A 22,772-nucleotide genomic window follows, 5' to 3' on the forward strand; every position below is an offset into this window, starting at 1 on the left:
GCGCGCCCGCGGGCGCGCCCCTTCGTCATGCCCCTGCCGGGCAGGCGGGGTCCCCGCAGTCCTCGTCGACGGGCAGCCCCGGCTTGTCCAGGTCGTGCTCGAACGCGAAGTGGAAGCACTCGGGGTGCATCCGCTCGAACAGCTCGTAGTCCTCCCGGCTCAGCTCCACGGCCTCGCCGCACCGCTGGCAGGTCTGCTCTTCCGACACGTGCCAGATGGTCTCACCCGCACCGGGCGAACAGGACGGCCTGGTCCTCGCCGAGCAGCCACCGCGCCTCGACGGTGAACCCGGCCTCCCGCAGCCACCGCGCGACCCGTCCGGGCGGCCGCAGGTGGACGTGCACCCGCATCGGGTGCCCGCCGAAGCCCCGCGTCTTCAGCCGTGTCCCGTCACCGACGTGGAAACCGAGCGACAGCAACCCGCCCGGCCGCAACGCCCGGCGGAAGTGGGCGAGGACGGCCGGCGCCTCGTCGTCCGGCACGTGGATCAACGACCACCAGGCGATGATCCCGCCGACCGGCTCGGTGAGCGGTTCGGTCATCGAGCCCACCTCGAACCGCAGCCCGGGGTGGTTGCGCCGGGCCAGAGCGATCATCGCGGGGGAGAGGTCGATCCCGAACGCGTCCACGCCGAGCCCGTTGAGCAGTGCCGTGATGTTCCCGGACCCGCAGCCGACGTCCGCGACAGGTCCGCTCACCTCCTCGGCGAACAACCGCGGCGCCGCTCGCAGATGGGGCAGGCCGGTCAGCGCGTGTGCTCGGCGTAGCCGATCGCGACCGCGTCGTAGGAGTCGCGAGTGTCGGTGAGCCGGTCACCCACCGGACGGCTCCGGCCGGTGCGGCCCGGACAACGCCAGCGCGGTGATGCGCTGCCTGGCCACGTCGCAGGTGGTGGCGTTGGTCATCGTCGGACCTCGTACTCCAGGGTGTAGGTGGCGGACCCGTCCTCCGCCCAGTCTACCGCGGCCGCACCCCTCGCCCCCGCGTAGGAGCCCGTGCCGTCGACGATCTCGATCGCGGCCTCGACCCCCTCCCGGTAGGCGCCGACGTGCCGCAGCACCAGCGTGCCGCCGTCCGCGGTGATCTCCTCCACCGCCACCGTCCAGCACACCGCGTCCCCGTAGGACATCAGGTAGCGGCAGGACGACACACCCACCACGTCCCCGGTGTAGGAGAACGAGACCCGCGCCTCGGTCAGCTTGCGCCCCTCGACCTCCTCGTGGGGACGACCGTCCCAGGTCTTCTCGTCCCAGCTCTTCACCCGCACGGTTCCGGTTGCCCTCATGCGGTCCACCCTGCTGGCCAAACCTGACAGTTCGTGTCATGTTTCCGCCGTGAAGTCGAGCCGTCTCCTCCAGGTCCTCCTGCTCCTGCAGTCCAGGGGGCGCATGACGGCGGACGAGCTGGCCGAGGAGCTCGAAGTCTCGCCGCGCACGATCTACCGCGACGTCGAGGCGCTCAGCGGCGCGGGCGTCCCGGTGTACGCCGAGCGCGGCCGGGCCGGCGGCTACCGGCTGGTCGACGGCTACCGCACCCGCCTGACCGGTCTCACCGCGGGCGAGGCGCAGTCGCTGTTCCTCGCCGGGCTGCCGGGACCCGCGGCCGATCTGGGTCTCGCCGAGTTCGCCGCCGCGGCCCAGCTCAAGCTCCTCGCCGCCCTGCCGGCCGAGCTGCGCGGGCGGGCCGAGCGGATCCGCCGGCGCTTCCACCTCGACACCCCGACGTGGTTCCGCGGCGACGAACCGGCCGAGCACCTCGCCGCGATCGCCGGCGCAGTCTGGGAGCAGCGCCGGGTCCGCATGACCTACCGCCGCTGGGGCAACGACACCGTCGAGCGCGAGGTCGACCCGTACGGCCTGGTCCTCAAGGCGGGCACCTGGTACTTCGTGGGCAGCGGCCGCACCTACCGCGTCTCCCGCGTCCGGGCGCTCGACGTGCTGGCCGAGACCTTCGACCGCCAGGAGGACTTCGACCTCGCCCGGTACTGGGAGCGGTGGTCCGAGCAGTTCGAGGCCCGCATGTACGGCGAACGGATCACGGTCCGGATGACCCGCGCGGGCCTCGACAAGTCGCAGTACCTGCTGAGCGGCTACCAGGCGCGGGTGATCAGGCAGCTCGGCCCGCGGCCGGGCGAGGAGTTCGGCTTCCCCACCGAGTCCGTCCGCCACGCCGTGGCTGACCTGCTCAAATTCGGCCCGGACGTGGAGGTGCTCGCTCCGGCCGAGGTGAGACGCGACATCATCGATGCGGTCAAGTCGGTGCAAGAGGTCTACAACGGTGCGAAGCTACCCGCATGGTTCCGCTGATCTCGTTGAACAACGGAGTACGGATCCCCCAAGTGGGCTTCGGCGTCTTCCAGGTGCCGGAGGACCAGGTGGCCGGCGCGGTGACGACCGCGATCGAAGCCGGCTACCGCAGCATCGACACGGCAGCCGCCTACCGCAACGAGTCCGGCGTCGGCGACGCGACCGCCGGCATCCCCGACCTGTTCATCACGACCAAGCTGTGGAACTCCGACCAGGGCTACGACTCGACGCTGCGCGCGTTCGACGAGAGCATGCGGCGCCTGCGCCGCGACGTGCTCGACCTGTACCTCATCCACTGGCCGGCCCCCGAGCGCGACCTGTACCCCGAGTCGTGGCGCGCGCTGGAACAGCTCTACGCCGACGGCCGGGTGCGCGCGATCGGCGTCTCGAACTTCCACACCTCCCACCTGCAACGCCTCTTCGACGAGTTCCCGACCACCCCGGCCGTGAACCAGATCGAGCTGCACCCGTTGTTGCAGCAGGAGGAGATGCGCAAGGTGCACGTCACCCACCGCATCGTCACCGAGGCGTGGTCCCCGCTCGCCCAGGGCGCGCTGCTGGGCCGAGAGGAGCTCGTGGGGCTGGCCGACAAGTACGGCAAGACCCCGGCGCAGATCGTGCTGCGCTGGCACGTCCAGCTCGGCATCGTGGTGATCCCGAAGTCCGTCACGCCGTACCGGATCAAGGAGAACATCGACATCTTCGACTTCGAGCTGGCCCAGGACGACATGACGGTGATCGCCGAGCTCGACAACGGCACCCGCACCGGCCCGGACCCCGACCGGTTCAACGTCGCCTGACCGGCTCCCCGGCTACGTCCGCCGCCCTGGCCGCGCCACCGCGACCTCCCGCCCGATCTCGCGGGTGCGGTCGCGGTGGCGCGGCTCGGGCAGCACCTGTCTGCCAGGCGGTTCTGCCGGGCGGTTCGGTCAGGCGGTTCGGTCAGGCGTTGGTCGACAGCACCTGGCCGAGCGCGGCTTCCAGCCCGTCCACGCTCTCCACGACGGAGACGCTGCCGCCGGTGGTCTGCGCGATGTCGGTCAGCGCGCCCTTGTCCACCTCGCCGCCGATGGCGATGAAGCTGACCGCCAGGTCGGTTCCGTGCAGCCGGGACTTGAGCGCCGCGAGGTCGATCCCGCCGTCCGAGGCGCCGTCGGTGATCACCACGACCCGGTTGACGCGCCCGGCCACGAACCCGTCGTGCGCGGCCTCGTAGCACGCCGCGAGCGCGCTGTAGAGCTGGGAGCCGTCCGAGGTCTTGAGCCCGTCGACGGACCTGCGCAGCGCGTCGCGCTTCTCGGTGACCGGCCCGGTGGCGACGAGCTGCCGGTAGGGCTTGGAGCCGTCGAGGTCGCGGGCGAACGCCCACAGCCCGAACGAGCCCGACACCGACCGGTCGATCTGGCCCCGCAGGGCGGACTTCACCTTGTCCAGCCGGGGTTTCATCGACGTGGAGACGTCCGCCAGCACCGTGACGACCTGTCCGCCGCGGTCGGCCGACGCCCACGCCGAGGAGATCTGCTGCGTGGTCGTCGCGTCGGCGGGCACCAGGTTCTCCGTGACGGCGGACCAGGAGACGCCGGGGGAGGGCGACGGGCGGTCCTGAGTGGACTCGACGCGCAGCCCGCCGCGCGCCAGGATCGCCTGCTGCGCCGGCTCGGTCATGAACTCGCGGAACGCCTGCGCCGCCCGCACCTCCGCCTCACCGACCTCGGTGCCGCCCAGTGCCACGTACGGGAAGTCCGCGACCGGGGCCGGGCCCGCCGGCAGCACGCCCACGAGCGGCTTCGACGGCGCCTCCTTGCCCGTGTTGTGCTTGAACAGGTCCACTTCGGACACCGGGGTGACGGAGAAGCCCGCCGCGTTGACCGTCGCGCTGTCCCCGAGACGGCGCAACGCCTCGCGCGTCGTCGCCGGCACCTCCGGCGGCACCGCGGCCGCGAGCTTCGTGAGCTTCGCCTTCGCCGCGTCCGACCCGAGCGACTCCGCCGTCACCGGGCCCGCGCCACCGGCGAGCGCCGACTGGATCGCGAGCGCGGAGGCGGTGTTCGTGGCGGGGTCGGGCATCGCGACGCTGAAGCGGCCCCAGGACTGGCCGAACTTGCTCCAGTCCGTGACCTCCGGCATGTCCGACCAGCGGAACTCCTTCAGCACCGGCGCGGCGGCCTCCGGGGCCGCGAGCAGCACCGGTGACGTGCCGACGGACTTCGGCGCCGAGCCGACGAGCTTGGCGTTGAGCGCGGTCAGCCGGTTCGCCCAGAGCGTCGAGTCGGGCAGCCACGCGTGCGGCCGCTTGCCGAGCTTCTGCTCGTCCCAGGCCGTGGTGAGGCCGTCCAGCACCGCCGAGGAGTCGAGCGACGTCACCTCGATCGCGATGCAGTGGTCGTAGACGACTGGCCGGGTGGCGCTGTAGGCGCGCGCGACGTCGGCGACGGCGCCCGCGATGCTGGGCGTCGCCGCGAGGCGCAGCACCGCGTCGCCCTCGCTGCAGTTCTGGGCGAGCGCCTGGGAACGCTTGTCGAGCACTCCGCCGGTCCACGACAGGATGAGCCAGCCGAGACCGATCAGCACGACGAACACGACGATGAGCACGGGCCACTTGGCGATCCCGCGCCGCACCTTCGCACGCAGCGTGCGGTGTCGAGACATCGATTCCTCACAACTACTCCGCGGCCCCCGACGACCGCCACCCACGCTAACAGGGGGACTCTGTCACCGAAGTGAAGTCACCGTGAGTATCGACTCGCACACGTCGATGAGACGTTCCCGCAACGGCCGTGCGCGTTCGGCGAAAGCGGCCTGCCCGCGGACGTACTCCGCACGCCCGTCCTGGGTCTCGACCGGCACCGGCTCGTAGCCGAGTTCCGCCAGGTCGTACGGGGAGGCCCGCATGTCGAGCTCGCGCACGTCCACGGCCAGCTCGAAGCAGTCGGCGACCAGGTCCGACGGTGTCGCGGGTTCCAGCTTGTACGCCCACTTGAACAGGTCCATGTTCGCGTGCAGGCATCCCGGCTGTTCGTTGAGCAACTGGTCTTCGCGGGTGGGCTGGAGGGCGTTGCGCGGCCGTGCGGGCTGGGTGAAGAACCGGAAGGCGTCGAAGTGCCCGCACTGGATCCGGCTCGACTCGACGACCTGGTCGGTCCCGTCGCTGCCGAGCCGCAGCGGCCACGCGTTGTGCCGGACCTCCTCCGGCTGCTGCCGGTAGACCATCGCCCACTCGTGCAGCCCGAAGCAGCCCAGCCGCGCCGGCCTGCCGAGCGTGGCCGTGAGCAGCGCCCGGACGAACTCCAGGGTCTTCGCGCGCTGCGCGAGGAAGCCGGCGACGTCGAGCGCGACGCCCTCGGCGGTGGCCCGGTAGTGCGGGAACTCCAGGTATTCCGGCGCGTCCTCCAGCACGACGCCCGGCCCAGGATGCCACCGTTCGAGCCGCACGGGCCGATGGCTGTAGTACGTGAAGAGGAAGTCCATGACCGGATGCTTTTCCTTGCGAAGCTTCCGCTCTTGGTGCGGACCGGTGAACCGCCGCATGCGGGCCACGTGCTCGTCGCGCAGTCGGTGCCATTCGGCTCGGGTCAGGACCTCCACGAGCGGTTACCGTACGCGCACGGCCTGGGCCCCGGCCTCCGCGGTCGCCGAGTCCTCCGCCGGCGTCCACCGGGGGAGGTCTGCGGCTAGAGGGGCGGTACCAGCCCGTTGAACGTCCGCGCGCCGTTGCAGTGCGGGCACTCCCGCCCGTTGTCGACGGTCCGCGACGCGCCGCCGATGATGGCGTGCGTCGGCGCCGCGATGTAGCTCGCGCCCCCGCACAGGTGGCAGACCGTGCGCGGCTCGGGCGTGACGGCGAAGAGGTCGTCGGCGTCTTCTTCGTCCTCGAAGTCGTCGTCCTCGGCGAACTCGTCCTCGTCGTCCTCGTTCATGGGGGACAACCTAGTGGGTCGGTGCCGTGACGGGGGTCAGCGAGCCCCGGCTCGCCTCCTCGCCGCAGGCAGCGCACATCACGCGCGGCTCCAGCACGGCGCCGCACGAGTGTTTCCACACGAGGGGGAGAGGGCCCTCCGTCACGTAAGCGTCGCCCCACTCCTTGAGCATGAGCATCACGTTGTGCAGCGCGCGCCCCGCGTCCGTCAGCAGGTACTCGTGCCGTGGTGGGTGGTCGGAGTACAGGCGCTTTTCCAGCACGCCGGCGGCGACCAGCTTCTTCAGCCGCACGGTGAGGACGTCCCGCGACGCGCCGGTGTTCGCGGCGATCTGGTCGAAGCGCGTGTTGCCGAAGAAGACCTCGCGCAGCGCCAGCAACGACCAGCGTTCGCCCACGACCTCCAGCGCGTTCGCCATGGAGCAGGTTCGAGGGGCCACCTGACCACCGTAGCGGTCAGTTGGCAAATCCAACTTGCTGCCGCTACGGCGAGTTGGAAAATCCAACTCAGGAGGTAGTGGTGGACTTCTCAGGTGTTTCGGTGCTGGTGACAGGAGCCAACCGCGGTCTGGGGCGCGCGTTCGCCCAGGAGTTCGCCGCGCGCGGGGCGAAGGTCTACGCCGGGGCGCGCAACCCGGCGTCCGTGGTGGACGAGGGCGTCGTCCCGGTCCGGCTGGACGTGACCGACGACGCGGCGGTCGAGGCCGCGGCCGCGGAGCTCGGCGACGTCTCGATCGTCGTCAACAACGCCGGGGTGCTCGTCGGTGGCCAGGACGCTGACAGCATCAGGGCGGAGTTCGAGGTCAACTTCTACGGGCTCGTCCGGATGACCGACGCGTTCGCGCCCATTCTGGAAGCCAATGGCGGCGGCGCTCTCGTCAACGTGCTGAGCGTTCTGTCGTTCGTCGGCAGGCCGGCCTGGCGCGGCTACGCGGCGACCAAGGCGGCGGCGTGGTCGCTGACCGCTTCAACGCGAGAGGCGTTGCGGGAACAGGGAACCCGTGTGATCGCCGTGCACTCCGGCTTCATCGACACCGACATGGCCGCGGGGCAGGACGGTCCCAAGATCAGCCCCGAGGACCTCGTCGCCCAGGTGCTGCGAGCCATCGAGAACGGTGATGACGAAGTGCTCGCCGACGACCTCACCCGCGCGGTGAAGGCCGCACTGGCCTCTTGAGACGGTCGTCCCGCACACCCGGCCCCGCCGCGGAACTAGGCGTTCCCCCGGAGCTCCCGGCGTAGGTTTTCGCCGCATCCAACCGCTGCGGGAGCGTTCTCGCGACGCCTCCGCCCGGGGCGCTCAGGGGAACAGATGCTCAACAGACGAAACGTGCTGGCCGCGGGAGGACTCGCGGCGGGCGTGTTAGGCGTGCCGAAGCTGCTCGCACCGGCGGAGGGTCACGAGGACCCGGCGCACGGCGGGCACACGCCCACGACGTTCCAGGAGTCGAAGACCTTCTCGGGCACCAAGCCCGAGATCGTCCCGTGGACACGCCCGATGCCCGTACCACCCGTGCTCAGGCCGGTGGTGTCCACGGCGAAGCAGGAGGTCTACCGGCTCTCGATCGAACGCACGACCGCCGAGATCCTGCCCGGCCTGCAGTCGCCGGTCATGGGTTACGGCGGTCAGTTCGTCGGCCCGACGATCAAGGCGAAGACGGGCCGCAAAACCCTGCTCCTGGTCCACAACAAGATGGACGAGGCCGCCAACGTCCACCTGCACGGCGGGCACGTGTCACCCGAGCACGACGGCCACCCGAGGGACCTCGTCGAACCCGGCCGCACCCGCCTCTACCTCTACCCGAACTCCCAGCAGGGCGCGACCCTCTGGTACCACGACCACAGCCACGGCACCGAGGCCGCGCACGTCTACTTGGGACTCCACGGCGCCTACGTGGTCGAGGATGACTCCGAACGGCACCTGAACCTGCCGTCCGGCGCCTACGACGTCCCGATCATGTTGCGGGACATCCAGTTCGACGACAGCGGCAACATCGTGGTGTTCGACGACCCGGCCAAGCGCACGGTGGTGCTCGCGAACGGCGTGCCCCAGCCCTACTTCGAGGTGGCCGCCCGCAAGTACCGGTTCCGGATCATCAACACCGCCACCCAGCGCGTCTTCCAGCTCCGGCTGACCGGTGGCCAGGTGACCCGCATCGGCTCCGACGGCGGCCTGTACGCCGCCCCCGTGGAGGCGGAGGAGGTGGTCCTCTCCTCGGGCGAGCGCGCCGACGTCGTCATCGACTTCTCGAAGTACCCGGTGGGGTCGCGGGTGACGCTCACCGACTCCGTCGCGGGCGAGGTCCTCCGCTTCGACGTGGTCCGCCGCGCCTCGGACCCGAGCCGCGTGCCGGCCGTCCTGCGCCCGCTGCCAGCCCTGCCGCCGTCCACAGTGGACCGCGAGGTGGATCTGTTCTACGTCTTCAAGCCCAACGAGCGCCCGGACGGGGTGATCAACGGCAAGGTCTTCGAGATGGACCGCGTCGACTTCACGATCAAGCGCGGCACCACCGAGACGTGGCTCGTCAAGAGCTCCGACCCGGCCGGCGTCAAGCACAACTTCCACCTGCACCTGGTCCAGTTCCGGGTGCTGGAGCGCAACGGCGGCCCGCCGCTGCCGAACGACGCCGGGCTCAAGGACACCATCTCGGTCGCGGCGGGGGAGACGGTGAAGGTGCAGGCGACGTTCACCGGCTACACCGGCCGCTACGTCTACCACTGCCACTTCCTCGAGCACTCGTGGATCGGCATGATGGCGCAGCTCGAGATCGTGCCCTAACGCCGCAGCTCCCACACCACGTCCACCCCGGCGCGGCGGCCGATCGCCGGTTCGCGCGGCGGGGTGCGGCGGCCGATCTCGGTGAACCCGAGGCGTCGCGGCACCCCGCTGCTCGCGACGTTGGCCTCGTCGTGCCAGATCTGGACCCTGTGCACGCCGTCCAGCGCGAACGCGAACTCCACCAGCTCCGCGGCCGCCGCGGTGGCGTGGCCGCGGCCGGTGTGCGCGGGGTGCAGCCAGTAGCCGATCTCCACGAGGTCGGCGTGGCCGGGACGGTCCGCCGCGGCCACGCCGATGATCGCGTCGTCGACGGTGATGGCGTGGGTGAACGACGTCCCGCGCTCCCAGCCGTCCTCCGACGCCGCGAGGAACTCGGTGACGGTGGAAGCGTCGTAGTCGCCGGCCGCCCACGGCGCCCACGGCCGGAGGTGGGCGAGCGATTCCGTGACGACGCGCAGCAACTCCGCCGCGTCGGTGTCAGTCAGCTTCCGGATCCCCATGCGTCACTTTGTAGCGCAGGTGGGTCACCGACGTGCTCTCAATTACCGCCAACGGCCCTTCCAGCCCGTACCCCTTGCCGGGCGCGAAGAACGGCGTGCCGCCGCCGAGGAGCACCGGCACCAGGTCGAGGAAGATCTCGTCCAGCAGTCCCGCGTCGAGGGCCTGCCGGGCGACCTCGCCGGAGTTCAGGCCGACGTCCTTGCCACCCGCTTTCCGCCGAGCGATCTCGATCGCCTTCTCGATGCCGTCGCTGCAGAACGTGAAGTGCTCGGTGTCCTCCAACGGCCGATGGGTGAGCACGACGGTGTGCACGCCCATCGAGTGTTGGCCTCCCCAAGCGTTGGTGAAGTCGAACAGCCTGCGACCTACCACCAGTCGAAGCCGGAGAAGCCGGGCCCCGAGACGTAGCCGTCGATCGAGGTGCTGGCGCCCGTGTAGACCTTGCCCATTTGCGGTGCCTCCCTGTGTGTGTCCGTCACCTCTGAGTCGAACGGGCGGCACGGAGGTCGACAGGTCACCGGAAGTCGCACACCGGTTTCCGGGCCGGCCGGGGGAGCCGGTCAGCCGATGGGCTCGGGCAGCCTGGTCACCTCGTAGGCGCAGTCGATGACGTCGCCGGTGGCCGGGTCCCGCAGCTCGACGCGCCACTTCGACGCGAACTGCTCCACGCCGTGGTGCATCGGGATCGTGCCCGACAGCAGCACGGTGCCGGGCCTGAGCAGGCCGAGGTCGCGCAGCCGGTCCACCCAGTACTGCGGGGTGAGCAGCTCGGCGCACGTGCCCCGCTGGATCTCCACGCCGTCCGCCCAGGCGATCAGCTCGACCTCGTCGATCCGGCCGGCCACGTCCGCGAGCCGCCACGCCTTGCGGCCGAGCACGTCCGGGCTCGCGTTCTTGCTCCACGCGACGCCGTGGACCTCCAGCGCGCGGTCCGTGTGGTCGCACGCGACGGTCAGCAGCAGGTCCTGCTCCGCTGCGAAGTCGTCCGGCACGACCAGCGCCCACTCGGCCTCGCCGGAGGTCCGGCCGTGCTGCGCGGGAACCGTCGACGTCTGCTGCGCGAGGTACGGCGAGACCGGGTAGAGGCTCGGCGTCACCGATGGCGCCGGCACGCCCAGCTCGGCGAGTTCGCGCACGTGGGCGGCCACGTCGTCCTGGCTGCGACCGGCGTAACCGCCGTTGAGCACCGTGGTCGGGGTGACGGTCGAGACAGTGCCGTCCGGGAGGGCGAACTGCAGCGTGCAGTCGGTAGACATGCGGTACTCCTTGCGCATACGAGTTGTATACAGGCAGTATTACCGCATGCCCCCAGATGCATCAAGGACAGGCTCGGCGCCCACGCCGCCGGCCGTGCCCCGTTCGGCGCTCGTCAGGGCGTTCGTGGCCTCGCTCTCCGGTACCGCTCTCGAGTGGTACGACTTCGCGATCTACAACGTCGCCGCGGCCGTCGTGCTCGGCCCGCTGTTCTTCCCGAGCTCCGAACCGCTCACCGCGACGCTGCTGGCGTTCTCGACCTACGCCGTCGGCTACCTGTCGCGGCCGCTCGGCGGGTTCCTGTTCGGCCGGCTCGGCGACAAGATCGGCCGCAAACGCGTGCTCGTCACGACGCTGCTGATCACGGGCATCGCAACGCTGCTCATCGGTCTGCTGCCGACGTACGCCGCGATCGGCCCCGCGGCCGGTGTGCTGCTCGTGGTGCTGCGGTTCGCGCAGGGCGTCGGTCTCGGCGGCGAGTGGGGCGGCGCGGTGCTGCTGTCCAGCGAGTACGGCGACCCGAGGCAGCGCGGTTTCTGGGCCTCGGCCGCCCAGATCGGCCCGCCCGCCGGCAACCTGATGGCGAACGGCGTGCTCGCGCTCCTCGGCGTGGCGCTGTCCGACGCCGCCTTCATGTCGTGGGGCTGGCGCGTCGCGTTCCTGCTGTCCGCGGTGCTCGTGATCTTCGGCCTCTGGATCCGGGTGAAGCTCGAGGAAACCCCGGTCTTCAAGGCGATCGAGGCGCGCGGCGACCGCCCGTCCGCGCCGATCAGCGAGGTGTTCCGCACGCAGACCCGGCCGCTGGTCGCCGCCGTGCTGTCCCGCGTCGGCCCGGACGTGCTCTACGCGCTGCACACCGTCTTCGTGCTGACCTACCTCACGACCCAGTTGAAGCTGCCGCGCAACGTCGGCCTCGTCGCCGTGCTCATCGCCTCGGGGTTCCAGCTGTTCCTGATGCCGCTCGCCGGCTGGCTCTCCGACCGCGTGAACCGGCGCGGCCTCTACGCGGTGGCCGCGGTGGGCGGCGCGGTGTGGCCGTTCGTGCTCTTCCCGCTGATCGACACCAAGTCGTGGCCGCTCATCGTGCTGGGTGTCGTCGTGGGGCTGGGCTTCCACGCGTTCATGTACGGGCCGCAGGCCGCGTTCATCGCGGAGCAGTTCACCGAACGCCTGCGCTACACCGGGAGCTCGCTCGCCTACACCCTCGCCGGCGTGATCGGCGGCGCCGTGGCACCGTTGCTGTTCACCGCCCTGCTCGCCGGCTTCGGCACGTGGGTGGTCGTCGGCCTCTACGTCAGCGTGGCGTGCGTGGTGACGCTGGTGGGCCTCAGGCTGGGGCGCGACCCACGGCCTGAAGAAGAGATTCAGCCGTTGAGCAGCACCTTCAGCGTGGTGTCCAAGTGAGCGGTGATCGCCGCGGTGGCCGCGCCGACGTCCCCGGACTCAAGCGCGGCCACGATCGCGTTGTGCTCGTCGATCACGGCCTGCTGCCTGCCGTGCGCCCGGTACAACGCGACCACACCTGCGCGCACCTGCCGTGCGCGCAGCCCTTCGTAGGTCTTCGTCAGCAGCTCGTTGCCCGTAGCGGCGACCAGCAACGCGTGGAACTGCCTGTCGACGTCGATGAACTGCCGCGGGTCCTCCACGAGCCACCGCTGCTGCTCGATGAGCTCCTGCATCTTCCGCAGCGGAACCGTGCCCTCGCCCATCGTGCGCTCGGCCGCATACCGCTCGACGACACCACGCAGCTCCATCAACTCCGTGATCTGCCGCGAGGACAACGGCGCGACGTACGCACCCTTCTTCGGCACGAGCTGCACGAGGTCTTCGGCCGCGAGCAGGAGCAACGCCTCGCGGATCGGCGTGCGGGAGACGCCGATCTGGTTGGCGATGTCCTGCTCGCTGATGAACCGCCCCTGCATCTCGGGATCGGCGAGGATCGTGTCCTTGAGGAACTCGTAGGCCTTCTCCCGGCCGGACAAGCCGTCGTTCGCTCTGGCGACACCCTGCATACAACATGTATACCAGAGGAGGATCATGCGCATCGCGTTGTGCCAGATCAGTTCCACCACTGATCCGCGGGAGAACCTGGCCACCGTCCGCACCCACGTCGCCGCCGCGGCGGAGCAGGGCGCGCGCGTCGTGCACTTCCCGGAAGCCACCCAGTGCCGCTTCGGCGTGCCGCTCGCCCCGGTCGCCGAACCGCTGGACGGCCCCTGGGCCACCGAGGTCCGCTCGATCGCCGACGCCCACGACGTCGTGGTGGTCGCCGGCATGTTCACCCCCGGCAGCGAGGGCCGCGTGGCCAACACGACCCTCGTCACCGGCGCGGGCCTGCACCTCGGCTACGACAAGATCCACCTGTTCGACGCCTTCGGCTTCCGCGAGTCCGACACCGTGACCCCCGGCGAGAAGCCCGTGACCTTCGAGGTCGACGGCACCACCCTGGGCCTGGCCACCTGCTACGACGTGCGGTTCCCCGAACTGTTCCGCGCCCTCGCCGCCACCGCGCCGGTGATCCTGCTCGGCGCCTCCTGGGGAGCGGGCCCGGGCAAGGCCGACCAGTGGGACCTGCTCGTCCGCGCCCGAGCCCTGGACGCGACCTCGTGGGTCCTCGCCTGCGGCCAGGCCGACCCGGCCGCCGACCACGGATCCGCCCCCACGGGCATCGGCCGCAGCGCCGTGGCCGACCCGTTCGGCACCGTGCGCGCCCGCCTCGGGGGTGAACCGGGCGTGCTCCTGTCCGATGTGGACCTCCCGCTCGTCGAACAGGCCCGCGCCACGCTGCCGGTGCTCGCGAACCGGAGGCTGTGATGCGCGAGGAACACGAGTTCTTCCCCGTGGACGCCCTCACCTGGCGCCCGGCGGCCCCCGGCGTCACCGAGCGCGTGCTGAGCCGCGATCCGGACTCCGCGACCCTGACCAGGATCGCGCGCTGGGAGCCAGGCCTGCGGACCTCCGGCGTGATCCGCCACGACTACCACGAGGAGGTCTACCTGCTGGAGGGCGACCTGACCGACCTGACCCTCGGCGCGACGTTCCTGGCCGGCCACTTCGCGAGCCGCCGGCCCGGGATGCCGCACGGTCCGTACCGGACGGACACCGGCTGCGTCATGCTGGAGATCCGTACCGCACCCGGTAGCGGAGGTGCGTGACCCCGACCCCCTCGACGACCGACAACGGACCCTCGAGCACGTACCCCTTGCCCGGCGCGAAGAACGGCGTGCCGCCGCCGAGCAGCACGGGCACCAGGTCCAGGCAGATCTCCTCCAGCAGCCCGGCGTCGAGCGCCTGCCGGGCCATCTGCCCGCTGTTGACCGCGACGTCCCTGTCCCCGGCGTGCTCGCGGGCGATCTCCACCGCCCGCTCGATGCCCTCGGTGCAGAAGGTGAAGTGCTCGTTGTCCTCCAACGGCCGATGCGTCAGCACCACCGTGTGCGACCCGACCGGCGAGGTCCCGCCCCAACCGTTCGTGTGGTCGTACAGCGTGCGCCCCACGACCGCGGCCCCGGTGTTGGCCAGCATCGCGCCGTAGTAGTCGGCGCTGGCCTGCGACGTCTTCAGGCCGGCCACCTCGACCTCGCCCGAGGTGAACCACCTGAACAGGTGCTCGAACCCGGAGAAGTCCGGGCCGGACACGTATCCGTCGACCGAGGTGCTGGCTCCCGCGTAGACCCTGCCCATCGCGCTGCCTCCTGTGGTTCGCCGCTGGCGCTCACCTCTGCGTCGAACACGGTCGCGGCTTTTCGACAGGCGGCCTGGGTTGGCGGCGGCGCGGGTTGGCGGCGGGCGGGACTGGCGACGGCCGGACTCGCCACGGCCCGGACTCGCCACGGCCCGGACTCGCCACGGCCCGGACTCGCCAAAGCCCGGACTCGCCAAAGCCCGGAACCTGACATCCGCGGTCCGCGACATTCCCGACATCGCGCGACACCCCCGGTCCGCGACACCCCCGGTCCGCGACACCCCCGGTCCGCGACACCCCCGGTCCGCGACACCCCCGGTCCGCGACACCTCGGTCCGCGACACCTCGGTCCGCGACACCTCGGTCCGCGACATTTCCGACGCCGCGCGACACCCCCGGTCCGCGACACCCCAGTCCGCAACATCCCGGACCCAAGACATCCCAAATCCAACATCCCGCCTCGCTGCCCCCCGCGCGCTTCCTCGTATAGCGAGGGATCGGTAACAGCGTTTCAGGACACCTCGATCGGGTGAACCTTCCAGCCCACCCACCCCAACCACCCAAAACCGCAGCTCAGCCTACCCGAGCAGCCCCAAGCCAGCGGAAGTTGTCCACAGCCGCGAGCTAGACCCACCGAACGTGGGTGCCGTCGCGCACGGTGCCGACGTACTCCTCCAGCAGGTCCTCCAGAGCCACGACACCCAGCACCGCGCCATCAGCGGCCACCGCGCGGGCGAGGTGCGACTGCGCCCGGCGCAGCGCGGTCAGGGCCTCGTCCAGGTGGGCGTCGACGGGTACCTCCGGCAAGCCGCGCACCCGCGAGCGCGGCACCGAGGTGGTGGCGCCCTCCAGGTCCAGCACGTCCTTGACGTGCAGGTAGCCGACCAGGCCCGCGTCGGACAGCACCGGGAACCGGGAGAAGCCGGTGGCGGTCACCGCGGCCTCGATCTCGCCCACGGTCGGTGCGGCGGACACCGTTGTCAGCCGGTCCAGCGGCACCAGGACGTCCGCCACCGTGCGCTCGGCCGACGACAGGGTCTGCGCGAGCCGCCGGTGTTCGGAGTCCTCCAGCAGCCCCTCCGACCGGGACTGGCCGATCAGCACCGCCAGCTCGTCGGGCGTGTAGGCCGACTCCAGCTCGTCGACGGTCTCCACGCCGAAGCGGCGCAGCACCCAGCGGCCCACCGCGGTGAACAGCGCCAGCACCGGCGCGATCATCCGCGAGAAGCCGTAGTGCACCGGCACCAGCCACACCGCGGCGCGTTCCGGGCCGGCGATGGCGAGGTTCTTCGGCACCATCTCGCCGAGGATCGTGTGCAGTGCGACGACGATGATCAACGCCACCGTGAACGCCACGCCGTGCACCACGGCCGAAGGCAGCCCGATGGCGCCGAGGGGGCCCTCGAGTGCTGAAGCCAAGGCCGGCTCGGCGATCGCGCCCAGGCCCAGCGAGCACAGCGTGATGCCGAGCTGGGCGCCGGCGATCAGCAACGGGAGCTGCTGGGACGCCTTGATCGCGGTGCGGGCCCGCGAGGAGCCCCTGTCCGCCAGCGCTTCCAGCCGGTCCCGCCGTGCGGTGATCACCGCGAACTCGGCACCGACGAAGAAGGCGTTGCCCGCCAGCAGGAAGACGACGACGAGGAAGTTCACGACGACACCACCCGCAGCTCGGCCACGCGGTGCCGGTCCATCCGCATCACGGTCACCCGCCACCCGTCCACGCGGATCTCGTCGCCGACGTCGGGGATCCGCCCCAGCCTGGCCAGCACCAGCCCGGCCAGGGTCTCGTAGTCACCGGAGGGCATGTGGAACCCGGTCGCCTCCGCCACCTCGTCGTCGCGCAGCAGCCCGGACACGAGCCAGCTGCCCTTGCCCAGCGACCGCACCGGCGGCGCCTCGCCCCGGTCGTGCTCGTCGCGGACGTCGCCGACGATCTCCTCGACGACGTCCTCCAGCGTCACCATCCCCGCCGTGCCGCCGTACTCGTCCACGACCAGCGCCGTCTGCAGGCCGGAGGCCCGCAGCCGGTCCAGCAGCGCGTCGCCCTCCAGCGTCTCCGGCACCGAGTGCACCGGTCGCGTCACGGCGGACAGCGGAGTCGAACCGCGCAAGGTGGAGGGCACCGCGAACGCCTGCTTCACGTGCACCATGCCGCGCACCTCGTCCAGCGACCCGTCGTGCACGGGGAACCGCGAGAACCCGGTCTGCCTGGCCTTGAGCACCAGGTCCGCGACGGTCGCGTCGGCCCGCAACGCCTCCACCCGCACGCGCGGCGTCATCAGCTCGCCGGCCGTCCGGTCGCCGAAGCGCAGCGACCGGTCCAGCAGCACCGCGGTGCTCTGGTCCAGCGTGCCGTGCTCGGCCGACGTGCGCACCAGCGCGCCCAGCTCCTCGGGTGACCTGGCGGAGGCGAGCTCCTCGACCGGCTCCACGCCCAGGCGCCGGACCAGCCAGTTCGCCGAGCTGTTCATCCAGTGGATCAACCAGCGGAAGACCGTGGAGAACCCCGCCTGCACCCCGACGACCCCCCGCGCGGTCTCCAGGGGCTTCGCGATCGCGAGGTTCTTGGGCACGAGCTCGCCGAAGACCATCGACAGCGACGTGGCGATCGCCAGCGCCAGGGCCAGCGACAACCAGCCGGCCACCGACGCGGGCACGCCCAGCCCCTCCAGGCCCGGCTCGATGAGGTTCGCGATCGCGGGCTCCGCGATGTACCCGGTGATCAGCGTGGTCAGCGTGATGGCGAGCTGGGCGCCGGAGAGCTGGAAGGACAACGTCCGGTGCGCACGGTCGATGGTCCGCGCCTTCGCGTCGCCCACCTCGGCGACGTGGCGCTCGACGGTGCTGCGTTCCAGCGCGGTCAGCGAGAACTCCGCCGCCACCGCGATGAAGGTGCCCGCGGTCAGCGCCACGACGGCGAGCAGACCGAGCACGCTCAACAGGACTCCGGTCACCTACGCGCTCCAGGCCGGGAAGAACGGGTGACCGGGTTGGTATGCCAGCCGGGGCCAGACCCCATGGGGACGGCTCAACTCCTCATGACTAAGTACGTGAACAGCCAAACCAGGCTAAGTGGTGGCCAGAATATTGTGCCCAGTCGAGGCCCGCAGCACCACCTCACCCGCCACGCGGACGGTGCGGGCCTCGTCACCACCGGCGTCCAGCACGAGACCCGCGGCGATCTCGCCCATCTCCTCCAGCGGCAGCCGCACGGTCGACAGCGCCGGCACCGTGTCGCGCAGCGTCGGGATGTCGTCGAACCCGGCGATCGACATGTCCTCCGGCACCCGCACGCCCCGTTCGCGCAGCGCCGCCATCGCGCCCATCGCCATCACGTCGGTGACGGCGAACACGCAGGTCGCGCGCGACTTCGAGGCCAGCAGCTCCAGCGCGGCCTCGTACCCGCCGTCACGGGTGAACGCGCCGTTGACCACGACCGGCGGCGCGATCCCGGCGTCGGCGAGCCCCGCCTTGAACCCGGCGAGCCGGTCGCGGGCCACCACCAGCTCGGCCGGTCCGCCCAGCACGGCGAACCTCCTGTGGCCCAGCTCCGCCAGTGCGCGGGCCAGCGCACGCCCACCCGCGCGGTTGCCGGGAACGACCGTGTCGGTGCCGAGCTTCGCCTGCGACACGCACGCGACCCGCCCGCCCTGCTCGGTGAACGCGTCGATCTCGGCCGCGAGCCGGGCCTGCGACGCGCGGTCCGTCGTGCGCGAGCCGGCCAGCACCACCGCGCGCGCCCGGTGCGCGCGCAGCGTGGACAGCAGCTCCACCTCGCGCTCCGGCCGGCGGCCGGTCGTGCCGAGGACGACGACGAGCCCGGCTTCCTCCGCCACCCGCGTCACCCCCGCCGCGATGCAGGAGAAGTACGGGTCGGTGATGTCGTGCACGACCAGGCCGACGAGGGAGCTCGAGTTGCGGGCCAGCGCCTGCGCGGAGGCGTTCGGCACGTAGCCGAGCTGCTCGGCGGTGCGCAGGACGCGGTCGCTCAGCTCCTCGCTCACCTGCCGCGTGCTGCCGTTGAGCACGCGAGAAGCGGTCGCCAACGACACACCCGCCTGCTTCGCCACCTCGGCGAGCGTCACCTGTCGGGCGGACACGACCACCTCCGTCAACGTGCATGTGAGCGCTGAGACTAACTCGCGCGGAGGTTGACGGCCGTCAAGTGCCGCGGTTAGCGTGGCCGGAAAGCGCTTTCCAGCGCTGCTACCAGGGAGGTGTGATGGCGGCGGTTCGGACCATCGGAGTGGCGGTCAACGGCGTCACGGGGCGGATGGGGTACCGCCAGCACCTGGTCCGGTCCCTGCTGCCGTTGCGCGACGAGGGCGTGCGGCTGCGGGACGGGACCGTGCTGAAGGTGGAGCCGGTCCTCGTGGGCCGCAACGCCGACAAGCTCAAGGAGATCGCCGAGCGGCACGACCTCGCGCGCTGGACCACGGACCTCGGCACCGCGCTCGCCGACCCGTCGGTGGAGGTCTACTTCGACTCCCAGGTCACCTCGCGGCACGTCGAGTCGATCACCAGTGCGCTCGAGGCCGGCAAGCACGTCTACACCGAGAAACCGGTCTCCGGAACCGTCGAGGAGGCGCTGCTGCTCGCGCGCCTGGCCGACGGGAAGGGCCTCCGGCACGGCGTGGTCGCCGACAAGCTCTACCTGCCGGGCATCCGCAAGCTCAAGAGGCTCGTCGACGGTGGCTTCTTCGGCCGGGTCCTCAGCGTGCGCGGCGAGTTCGGCTACTGGGTCTTCGAGGGCGACTGGCAGGCCGCGCAGCGCCCGAGCTGGAACTACCGCGCCGAGGACGGCGGCGGCATCGTCTCGGACATGTTCTGCCACTGGAGCTACCTGCTGCACGACCTCTTCGGCCGGGTCGAGGCCGTCACGGCCAAGGCGGTCACGCACATCCCCACGCGCTGGGACGAGCAGGACAACGCCTACACCGCGACCGCGGACGACGCCGCCTACGGGATCTTCGAGATCGAGAACGGCGTCATCGCCCAGATCAACTCGTCGTGGTGCGTGCGCGTGCGCCGCGACGAGCTCGTCGAGTTCCAAGTGGACGGTACCGCCGGAAGCGCCGTCGCGGGGCTGCGCGAGTGCTTCGTGCAGCCGCGCGCCGTCACGCCGAAGCCCGTCTGGAACCCGGACCTCCCCGTCGCGCACCCGTTCCGCGACCAGTGGCAGCGGGTGCCGGACAACGAGGAGTTCGACAACGGCTTCAAGGTGCAGTGGGCGGAGTTCCTGCGGCACGTCTACGAGGACGCGCCGTTCCCGCACGACTTCCGCGCCGGGGCCAGGGGGGTCGCCCTGGCCGCCGCCGGGCTGCGGTCCTCTTCGGAGGGACGCAGGGTGGAGGTCGGCGATGTCTGACCGGGACCGGTTCGACCGCGTCGTGTTCGCCGCGGCGCACGTGGTCGCCGCGGACGACCGCGCGGTGGACTGGGACGCCACCCTCGCGTTCCGGCACCACCTCTGGTCGCACGGACTGGGCGTCGCGGAGGCGATGGACACCGCGCAGCGCGGCATGGGCCTGGACTGGCCGGCGGCCGCCGAGCTCATCCGCCGCAGTGCCGCCGAGAAGGCCGGGCGGATCTGCGCGGGCGTCGCGACCGACCACCTGCCCGGCGACGCCGGACTGGACGACGTGCTGCAGGCCTACCTGGAACAGCTCGACGTCGTGCAGGAGGCGGGCGCTCAGCCCGTGCTGATGTGCTCGCGCCGGCTCGCCGCCGCCGCACGAGGTCCGGAGGACTACGAGAAGGTCTACGGCACGTTGCTCGACCGGGTGAGCGAGCCGGTGGTCCTGCACTGGCTCGGCACCGCGTTCGACCCCGCGCTGGAGGGCTACTGGGGCGCCGCGGACGTCCCGGGGGCCACGCGGAACTTCCTGGAGATCGTCCACTCGCGGCCGGACAAGGTCGACGGCGTGAAGGTCTCGTTGCTGGACGCGGACCACGAGATCGGCCTGCGGCGCGCGCTGCCGGCGACCGTGCGCTGCTACACCGGCGACGACTTCCACTACCCGGACCTGATCGCGGGTGACGAGGAGGGCCACAGCGACGCGCTGCTCGGCATCTTCGACCCGATCGCGCCGGTGGCGGCCAGGGCTCTCGGCAAGCTCGCCGACGGCGACGTCGAGGAGTTCCACCGGATCATGGCGCCCACGGTCCCGTTGTCCCGTCATCTGTTCAGCGCGCCGACCTACTACTACAAGACCGGTGTGGTGTTCCTGGCGTGGCTGGCCGGGCACCAGGACCGGTTCGTGATGCTCGGCGGCTTGGAATCCGCGCGCGGCGTCGAGCACCTCGCCGAGGCGAAACGGCTGGCGGAGATCGCCGGCGTGATCGATCCCGAGTTCGCGGAGCGGCGGTGGCGGCAGTGGCTCGCCTCTCGCTGAACCAGGCGACGATCAAGCGCGCGACCGTGGCCGAGGTGGTCGAGGGGTGCGTGCGGCACGGCATCGGCTCGATCGGCCTGTGGCGCGAACCGGTCGCGGACCACGGCCTCGAGCGCACCGCGAAGCTCGTCGCGGACGCCGGGCTGCGGGTGTCCTCGCTGTGCCGCGGCGGCTTCCTGACCGCGGTCGACAACTCCGCCGCGCTGGACGACAACCGCAGGGCGATCGACGAGGCCGCCGCGTTGCGCACCGGCGTGCTGGTGATGGTCGTCGGGGGAGTGGCGGGCGACAAGGACCTGGCCGGCGCACGTCACCGCGTCGCGGACGCGATAGCGGAACTGTCCGGGTACGCGGCGCAGGCGGGCGTGGTCCTGGCGCTGGAACCGATGCACCCGGTGTTCTGCGCGGATCGCGGGGTGCTGTCGACGCTGTCCCAGGCACTCGACATCGCCGAACGGCACGACTCCGTCGGTGTCGTCGTCGACGCGTTGCACGTCTGGTGGGACCCCGACCTCGACGCGCAGATCGCGCGCGCGGGGCCGCGCATCGCGTCATACCAGGTGTGCGACTGGCTCACGCCGGTACCGGCGGACGTGCTGCTCGGCCGTGGCTATCCCGGTGACGGCGACATCGATCTCGGCCGCCTGACCAGGCAGGTCGCCGCCACGGGCTACGCGGGGGACGTCGAGGTGGAGATCTTCAACGCCGGCATCTGGGCGGCGGACTTCGACGAGGTCATCGCGGAGGTGGTGCGCAGGTACCACTCCATTGTGGAACCGGCGCTGTAGCGCGACGCGGGAAGCCGGTCGTCGACGGCGGCGACGACCGACCCCGGCGTTGGTACGTGTATATCCGAAACCGGCGCGCTCCGGCGCGGTTTCCGGCAAATCTCGTGAAATCAGCCGCCGTTGAAGAAGCGGTACACCTTCGCGCGGTGCTTCGGCCTCGTGGTCGTGATCTTGATGACCGCGTCGAACATGGACCTGCCGAGCTCCGCGCGGGCCGCGACGGCCGGGTGCGTGGCGCTGAAGTCGGCGTCGTTCACGGCCTTGTCCCCGGCGAAGTCGCCGGAGGCGAACAACGAGTAGACGAGGATCGCCCGGTTGTCCTCGCTGAACATGATCCCGGCCTCGTTGCGCCCGTCCTCGAACCAGCCGGCCTTGGTCGCGACGCGCAGGCGCTCGTTCGTCGTGAGGTTGAGCCGCACGCCGTCGGTGAAGCTCGCGGTCGCGCGCAGGATGTTCAGCAGGTACGCGGTGGACGCGGCGGACAGCAACTGGCCGTCGACCAGCTTCTGCAGCAACGTGTGGGTCTCGCGCGCCGTCGTGGTGCCGAGGAAGAACCGGTTCGGGTTCGTGACCGGCACGACCTGGGTGTGCACGAAGCCCTTGGACCGCAGGATCTCGTTGAGCTCCAGCGCGGGCGCGACCAGGCCGCACAGGCGGACCGCGGTGTTGTCCGAGACGGTGAGCAGGTTCGCGAGCGCGTGGCCCACGGTGACCTCGCTCGGGTACGCGCCGTCGAGCGCGAAGATGCCGTCGGTGTCCTGGATGACGATGTCCGCGGACACCGTGACCCTCTGGTCGAGCCGGATGAGCCCGCGGTCCACCTTGTCCAGCACGGCCACCGCGACGGCGACCTTGTTGACGCTGTAGGCCTCGACGACCTCGTCGGCCTGCTCGTCGACGGCCGCCCTGGTCGTGCCGTCCAGGTCGGCGACCGTGATCAGCGACGACCAGTTGCCCCGCGCCTTGCGGACCTGCCGCCGGTAGACCTGCGCCACGCGCTTGCGCGACCGGTCGGCGGTCGTCGGGAAGCGTTCGACCTCCACCTCCGCCTCTTCCTGTGCCTGCGCTGCACCGGTGGAGCCGAGCACGGCCGTCGCGGCCGCGACGGATCCCAGCCCGAAGACGGACCTGCGGTTCAATGTCATGCG

26 protein-coding genes are annotated in these 22,772 nt (G+C 71.1%); 10 read left to right on the plus strand and 16 right to left on the minus strand.

The window, feature by feature from the left end; all coding sequences use genetic code 11:
- Positions 1 to 25 precede the first annotated feature (25 nt).
- The 3 genes from BMW88_RS23260 to BMW88_RS23270 form a co-directional block, all read right to left on the minus strand.
- A complete protein-coding gene (locus BMW88_RS23260; protein WP_089953816.1) occupies positions 26 to 208 on the minus strand; it encodes a hypothetical protein in 183 nt (60 codons plus the stop codon).
- A 13-nt stretch (positions 209 to 221) separates the two neighbouring features.
- Complete coding sequence (locus BMW88_RS23265; RefSeq protein ID WP_425434679.1) at positions 222 to 698, minus strand: class I SAM-dependent methyltransferase; 477 nt, start codon at positions 696 to 698, stop codon at positions 222 to 224.
- A 203-nt stretch (positions 699 to 901) separates the two neighbouring features.
- The gene (locus BMW88_RS23270; RefSeq protein ID WP_143116205.1) at positions 902 to 1,285 is read right to left on the minus strand and encodes a DUF3224 domain-containing protein; all 384 of its coding nucleotides are present in this window, start codon (positions 1,283 to 1,285) and stop codon (positions 902 to 904) included.
- A 49-nt stretch (positions 1,286 to 1,334) separates the two neighbouring features.
- Here BMW88_RS23270 and BMW88_RS23275 point away from each other — a divergent pair, with 49 nt between their 5' ends.
- Positions 1,335 to 2,306 (plus strand): helix-turn-helix transcriptional regulator, encoded by a 972-nt coding sequence (locus BMW88_RS23275; protein ID WP_089953819.1) that lies wholly within the window; start codon positions 1,335 to 1,337, stop codon positions 2,304 to 2,306.
- Positions 2,294 to 3,106, plus strand: a complete 813-nt coding sequence (locus BMW88_RS23280) for an aldo/keto reductase (protein ID WP_089953821.1) — start codon at positions 2,294 to 2,296, stop codon at positions 3,104 to 3,106. Before BMW88_RS23275 ends, BMW88_RS23280 begins: the two co-directional genes overlap by 13 nt.
- Positions 3,107 to 3,248: 142 nt before the next feature.
- Here BMW88_RS23280 and BMW88_RS23285 read toward each other — a convergent pair whose 3' ends face one another.
- The 4 genes from BMW88_RS23285 to BMW88_RS23300 form a co-directional block, all read right to left on the minus strand.
- Positions 3,249 to 4,955 (minus strand): vWA domain-containing protein, encoded by a 1,707-nt coding sequence (locus BMW88_RS23285; RefSeq protein WP_089953822.1) that lies wholly within the window; start codon positions 4,953 to 4,955, stop codon positions 3,249 to 3,251.
- Between the two features lie 63 nt (positions 4,956 to 5,018).
- Positions 5,019 to 5,834: a 3-methyladenine DNA glycosylase gene (locus BMW88_RS23290; RefSeq protein WP_245778016.1), complete on the minus strand. Its 816-nt coding sequence runs from the start codon at positions 5,832 to 5,834 to the stop codon at positions 5,019 to 5,021.
- Positions 5,835 to 5,977: 143 nt separating this feature from the next.
- Entirely contained in the window at positions 5,978 to 6,223 is a 246-nt protein-coding gene (locus BMW88_RS23295; RefSeq protein WP_089953826.1) for a hypothetical protein, read from the minus strand.
- Positions 6,224 to 6,233: 10 nt separating this feature from the next.
- On the minus strand, positions 6,234 to 6,641 hold the full coding sequence (locus tag BMW88_RS23300) for a winged helix-turn-helix transcriptional regulator (protein ID WP_089953828.1): 408 nt from the start codon (positions 6,639 to 6,641) through the stop codon (positions 6,234 to 6,236).
- 101 nt (positions 6,642 to 6,742) lie between these two features.
- On the opposite strand from BMW88_RS23300, the gene BMW88_RS23305 reads away from it, so the two are divergent.
- Together BMW88_RS23305 and BMW88_RS23310 are read left to right on the plus strand one after the other, a co-directional pair.
- A complete protein-coding gene (locus BMW88_RS23305) occupies positions 6,743 to 7,399 on the plus strand; it encodes an SDR family oxidoreductase (protein ID WP_089954128.1) in 657 nt (218 codons plus the stop codon).
- Between the two features lie 135 nt (positions 7,400 to 7,534).
- Complete coding sequence (locus BMW88_RS23310) at positions 7,535 to 9,001, plus strand: multicopper oxidase family protein (RefSeq protein ID WP_089953829.1); 1,467 nt, start codon at positions 7,535 to 7,537, stop codon at positions 8,999 to 9,001.
- On the opposite strand, the gene BMW88_RS23315 is transcribed toward BMW88_RS23310, so the two are convergent.
- From BMW88_RS23315 to BMW88_RS23325, 3 genes are all read right to left on the minus strand, one after another.
- Positions 8,998 to 9,501 (minus strand): GNAT family N-acetyltransferase, encoded by a 504-nt coding sequence (locus BMW88_RS23315; RefSeq protein ID WP_089953831.1) that lies wholly within the window; start codon positions 9,499 to 9,501, stop codon positions 8,998 to 9,000. The two genes, BMW88_RS23310 and BMW88_RS23315, sit on opposite strands and share 4 nt — an antisense overlap.
- On the minus strand, positions 9,479 to 9,820 hold the full coding sequence (locus BMW88_RS23320; RefSeq protein ID WP_218148178.1) for a dihydrofolate reductase family protein: 342 nt from the start codon (positions 9,818 to 9,820) through the stop codon (positions 9,479 to 9,481). The genes BMW88_RS23315 and BMW88_RS23320 overlap by 23 nt, the downstream gene beginning before the upstream one ends.
- Positions 9,821 to 10,062: 242 nt before the next feature.
- A complete protein-coding gene (locus BMW88_RS23325; protein WP_089954131.1) occupies positions 10,063 to 10,758 on the minus strand; it encodes a DUF2848 domain-containing protein in 696 nt (231 codons plus the stop codon).
- Between the two features lie 46 nt (positions 10,759 to 10,804).
- On the opposite strand from BMW88_RS23325, the gene BMW88_RS23330 reads away from it, so the two are divergent.
- On the plus strand, positions 10,805 to 12,160 hold the full coding sequence (locus tag BMW88_RS23330) for an MFS transporter (RefSeq protein ID WP_089953832.1): 1,356 nt from the start codon (positions 10,805 to 10,807) through the stop codon (positions 12,158 to 12,160).
- On the opposite strand, the gene BMW88_RS23335 is transcribed toward BMW88_RS23330, so the two are convergent.
- Positions 12,121 to 12,768: a GntR family transcriptional regulator gene (locus tag BMW88_RS23335; protein ID WP_089953834.1), complete on the minus strand. Its 648-nt coding sequence runs from the start codon at positions 12,766 to 12,768 to the stop codon at positions 12,121 to 12,123. The two genes, BMW88_RS23330 and BMW88_RS23335, sit on opposite strands and share 40 nt — an antisense overlap.
- 22 nt (positions 12,769 to 12,790) lie before the next feature.
- Between BMW88_RS23335 and BMW88_RS23340 the strand changes: the two genes are divergently transcribed.
- On the plus strand, positions 12,791 to 13,570 hold the full coding sequence (locus BMW88_RS23340; protein ID WP_218148188.1) for a carbon-nitrogen hydrolase family protein: 780 nt from the start codon (positions 12,791 to 12,793) through the stop codon (positions 13,568 to 13,570).
- The gene (locus BMW88_RS23345) at positions 13,570 to 13,911 is read left to right on the plus strand and encodes a cupin domain-containing protein (protein ID WP_089953837.1); all 342 of its coding nucleotides are present in this window, start codon (positions 13,570 to 13,572) and stop codon (positions 13,909 to 13,911) included. Before BMW88_RS23340 ends, BMW88_RS23345 begins: the two co-directional genes overlap by 1 nt.
- Here the strand turns inward: BMW88_RS23345 and BMW88_RS23350 are convergent.
- From BMW88_RS23350 to BMW88_RS23365, 4 genes are all read right to left on the minus strand, one after another.
- The gene (locus BMW88_RS23350) at positions 13,868 to 14,440 is read right to left on the minus strand and encodes a dihydrofolate reductase family protein (protein ID WP_089953838.1); all 573 of its coding nucleotides are present in this window, start codon (positions 14,438 to 14,440) and stop codon (positions 13,868 to 13,870) included. The genes BMW88_RS23345 and BMW88_RS23350 overlap by 44 nt on opposite strands.
- Before the next feature lie 625 nt (positions 14,441 to 15,065).
- Positions 15,066 to 16,091, minus strand: a complete 1,026-nt coding sequence (locus BMW88_RS23355) for a hemolysin family protein (protein ID WP_089953839.1) — start codon at positions 16,089 to 16,091, stop codon at positions 15,066 to 15,068.
- Positions 16,088 to 17,395 (minus strand): hemolysin family protein, encoded by a 1,308-nt coding sequence (locus BMW88_RS23360; RefSeq protein WP_089953840.1) that lies wholly within the window; start codon positions 17,393 to 17,395, stop codon positions 16,088 to 16,090. The genes BMW88_RS23355 and BMW88_RS23360 overlap by 4 nt, the downstream gene beginning before the upstream one ends.
- Before the next feature lie 114 nt (positions 17,396 to 17,509).
- Entirely contained in the window at positions 17,510 to 18,541 is a 1,032-nt protein-coding gene (locus BMW88_RS23365; RefSeq protein WP_089954134.1) for a LacI family DNA-binding transcriptional regulator, read from the minus strand.
- 122 nt (positions 18,542 to 18,663) lie between these two features.
- Between BMW88_RS23365 and BMW88_RS23370 the strand changes: the two genes are divergently transcribed.
- The 3 genes from BMW88_RS23370 to BMW88_RS23380 are packed head-to-tail and all read left to right on the plus strand — an operon-like array spanning position 18,664 to position 21,624.
- Positions 18,664 to 19,809 (plus strand): Gfo/Idh/MocA family protein, encoded by a 1,146-nt coding sequence (locus tag BMW88_RS23370; protein WP_089953842.1) that lies wholly within the window; start codon positions 18,664 to 18,666, stop codon positions 19,807 to 19,809.
- Positions 19,802 to 20,836 carry a dihydrodipicolinate synthase family protein gene (locus BMW88_RS23375; RefSeq protein WP_143116206.1) on the plus strand — a complete coding sequence of 345 codons (1,035 nt, stop codon included), beginning with the start codon at positions 19,802 to 19,804 and terminating at the stop codon, positions 20,834 to 20,836. The genes BMW88_RS23370 and BMW88_RS23375 overlap by 8 nt, the downstream gene beginning before the upstream one ends.
- Entirely contained in the window at positions 20,818 to 21,624 is an 807-nt protein-coding gene (locus BMW88_RS23380) for a sugar phosphate isomerase/epimerase family protein (protein WP_218148189.1), read from the plus strand. Before BMW88_RS23375 ends, BMW88_RS23380 begins: the two co-directional genes overlap by 19 nt.
- Before the next feature lie 110 nt (positions 21,625 to 21,734).
- Here the strand turns inward: BMW88_RS23380 and BMW88_RS23385 are convergent, their stop codons facing one another.
- On the minus strand, positions 21,735 to 22,769 hold the full coding sequence (locus BMW88_RS23385) for a serine hydrolase (protein ID WP_089953843.1): 1,035 nt from the start codon (positions 22,767 to 22,769) through the stop codon (positions 21,735 to 21,737).
- Positions 22,770 to 22,772: the final 3 nt, after the last annotated feature.

Origin of the sequence: Lentzea xinjiangensis, assembly GCF_900110955.1 — a bacterium.
Taxonomy (GTDB): Bacteria; Actinomycetota; Actinomycetes; order Mycobacteriales; family Pseudonocardiaceae; genus Lentzea; species Lentzea xinjiangensis.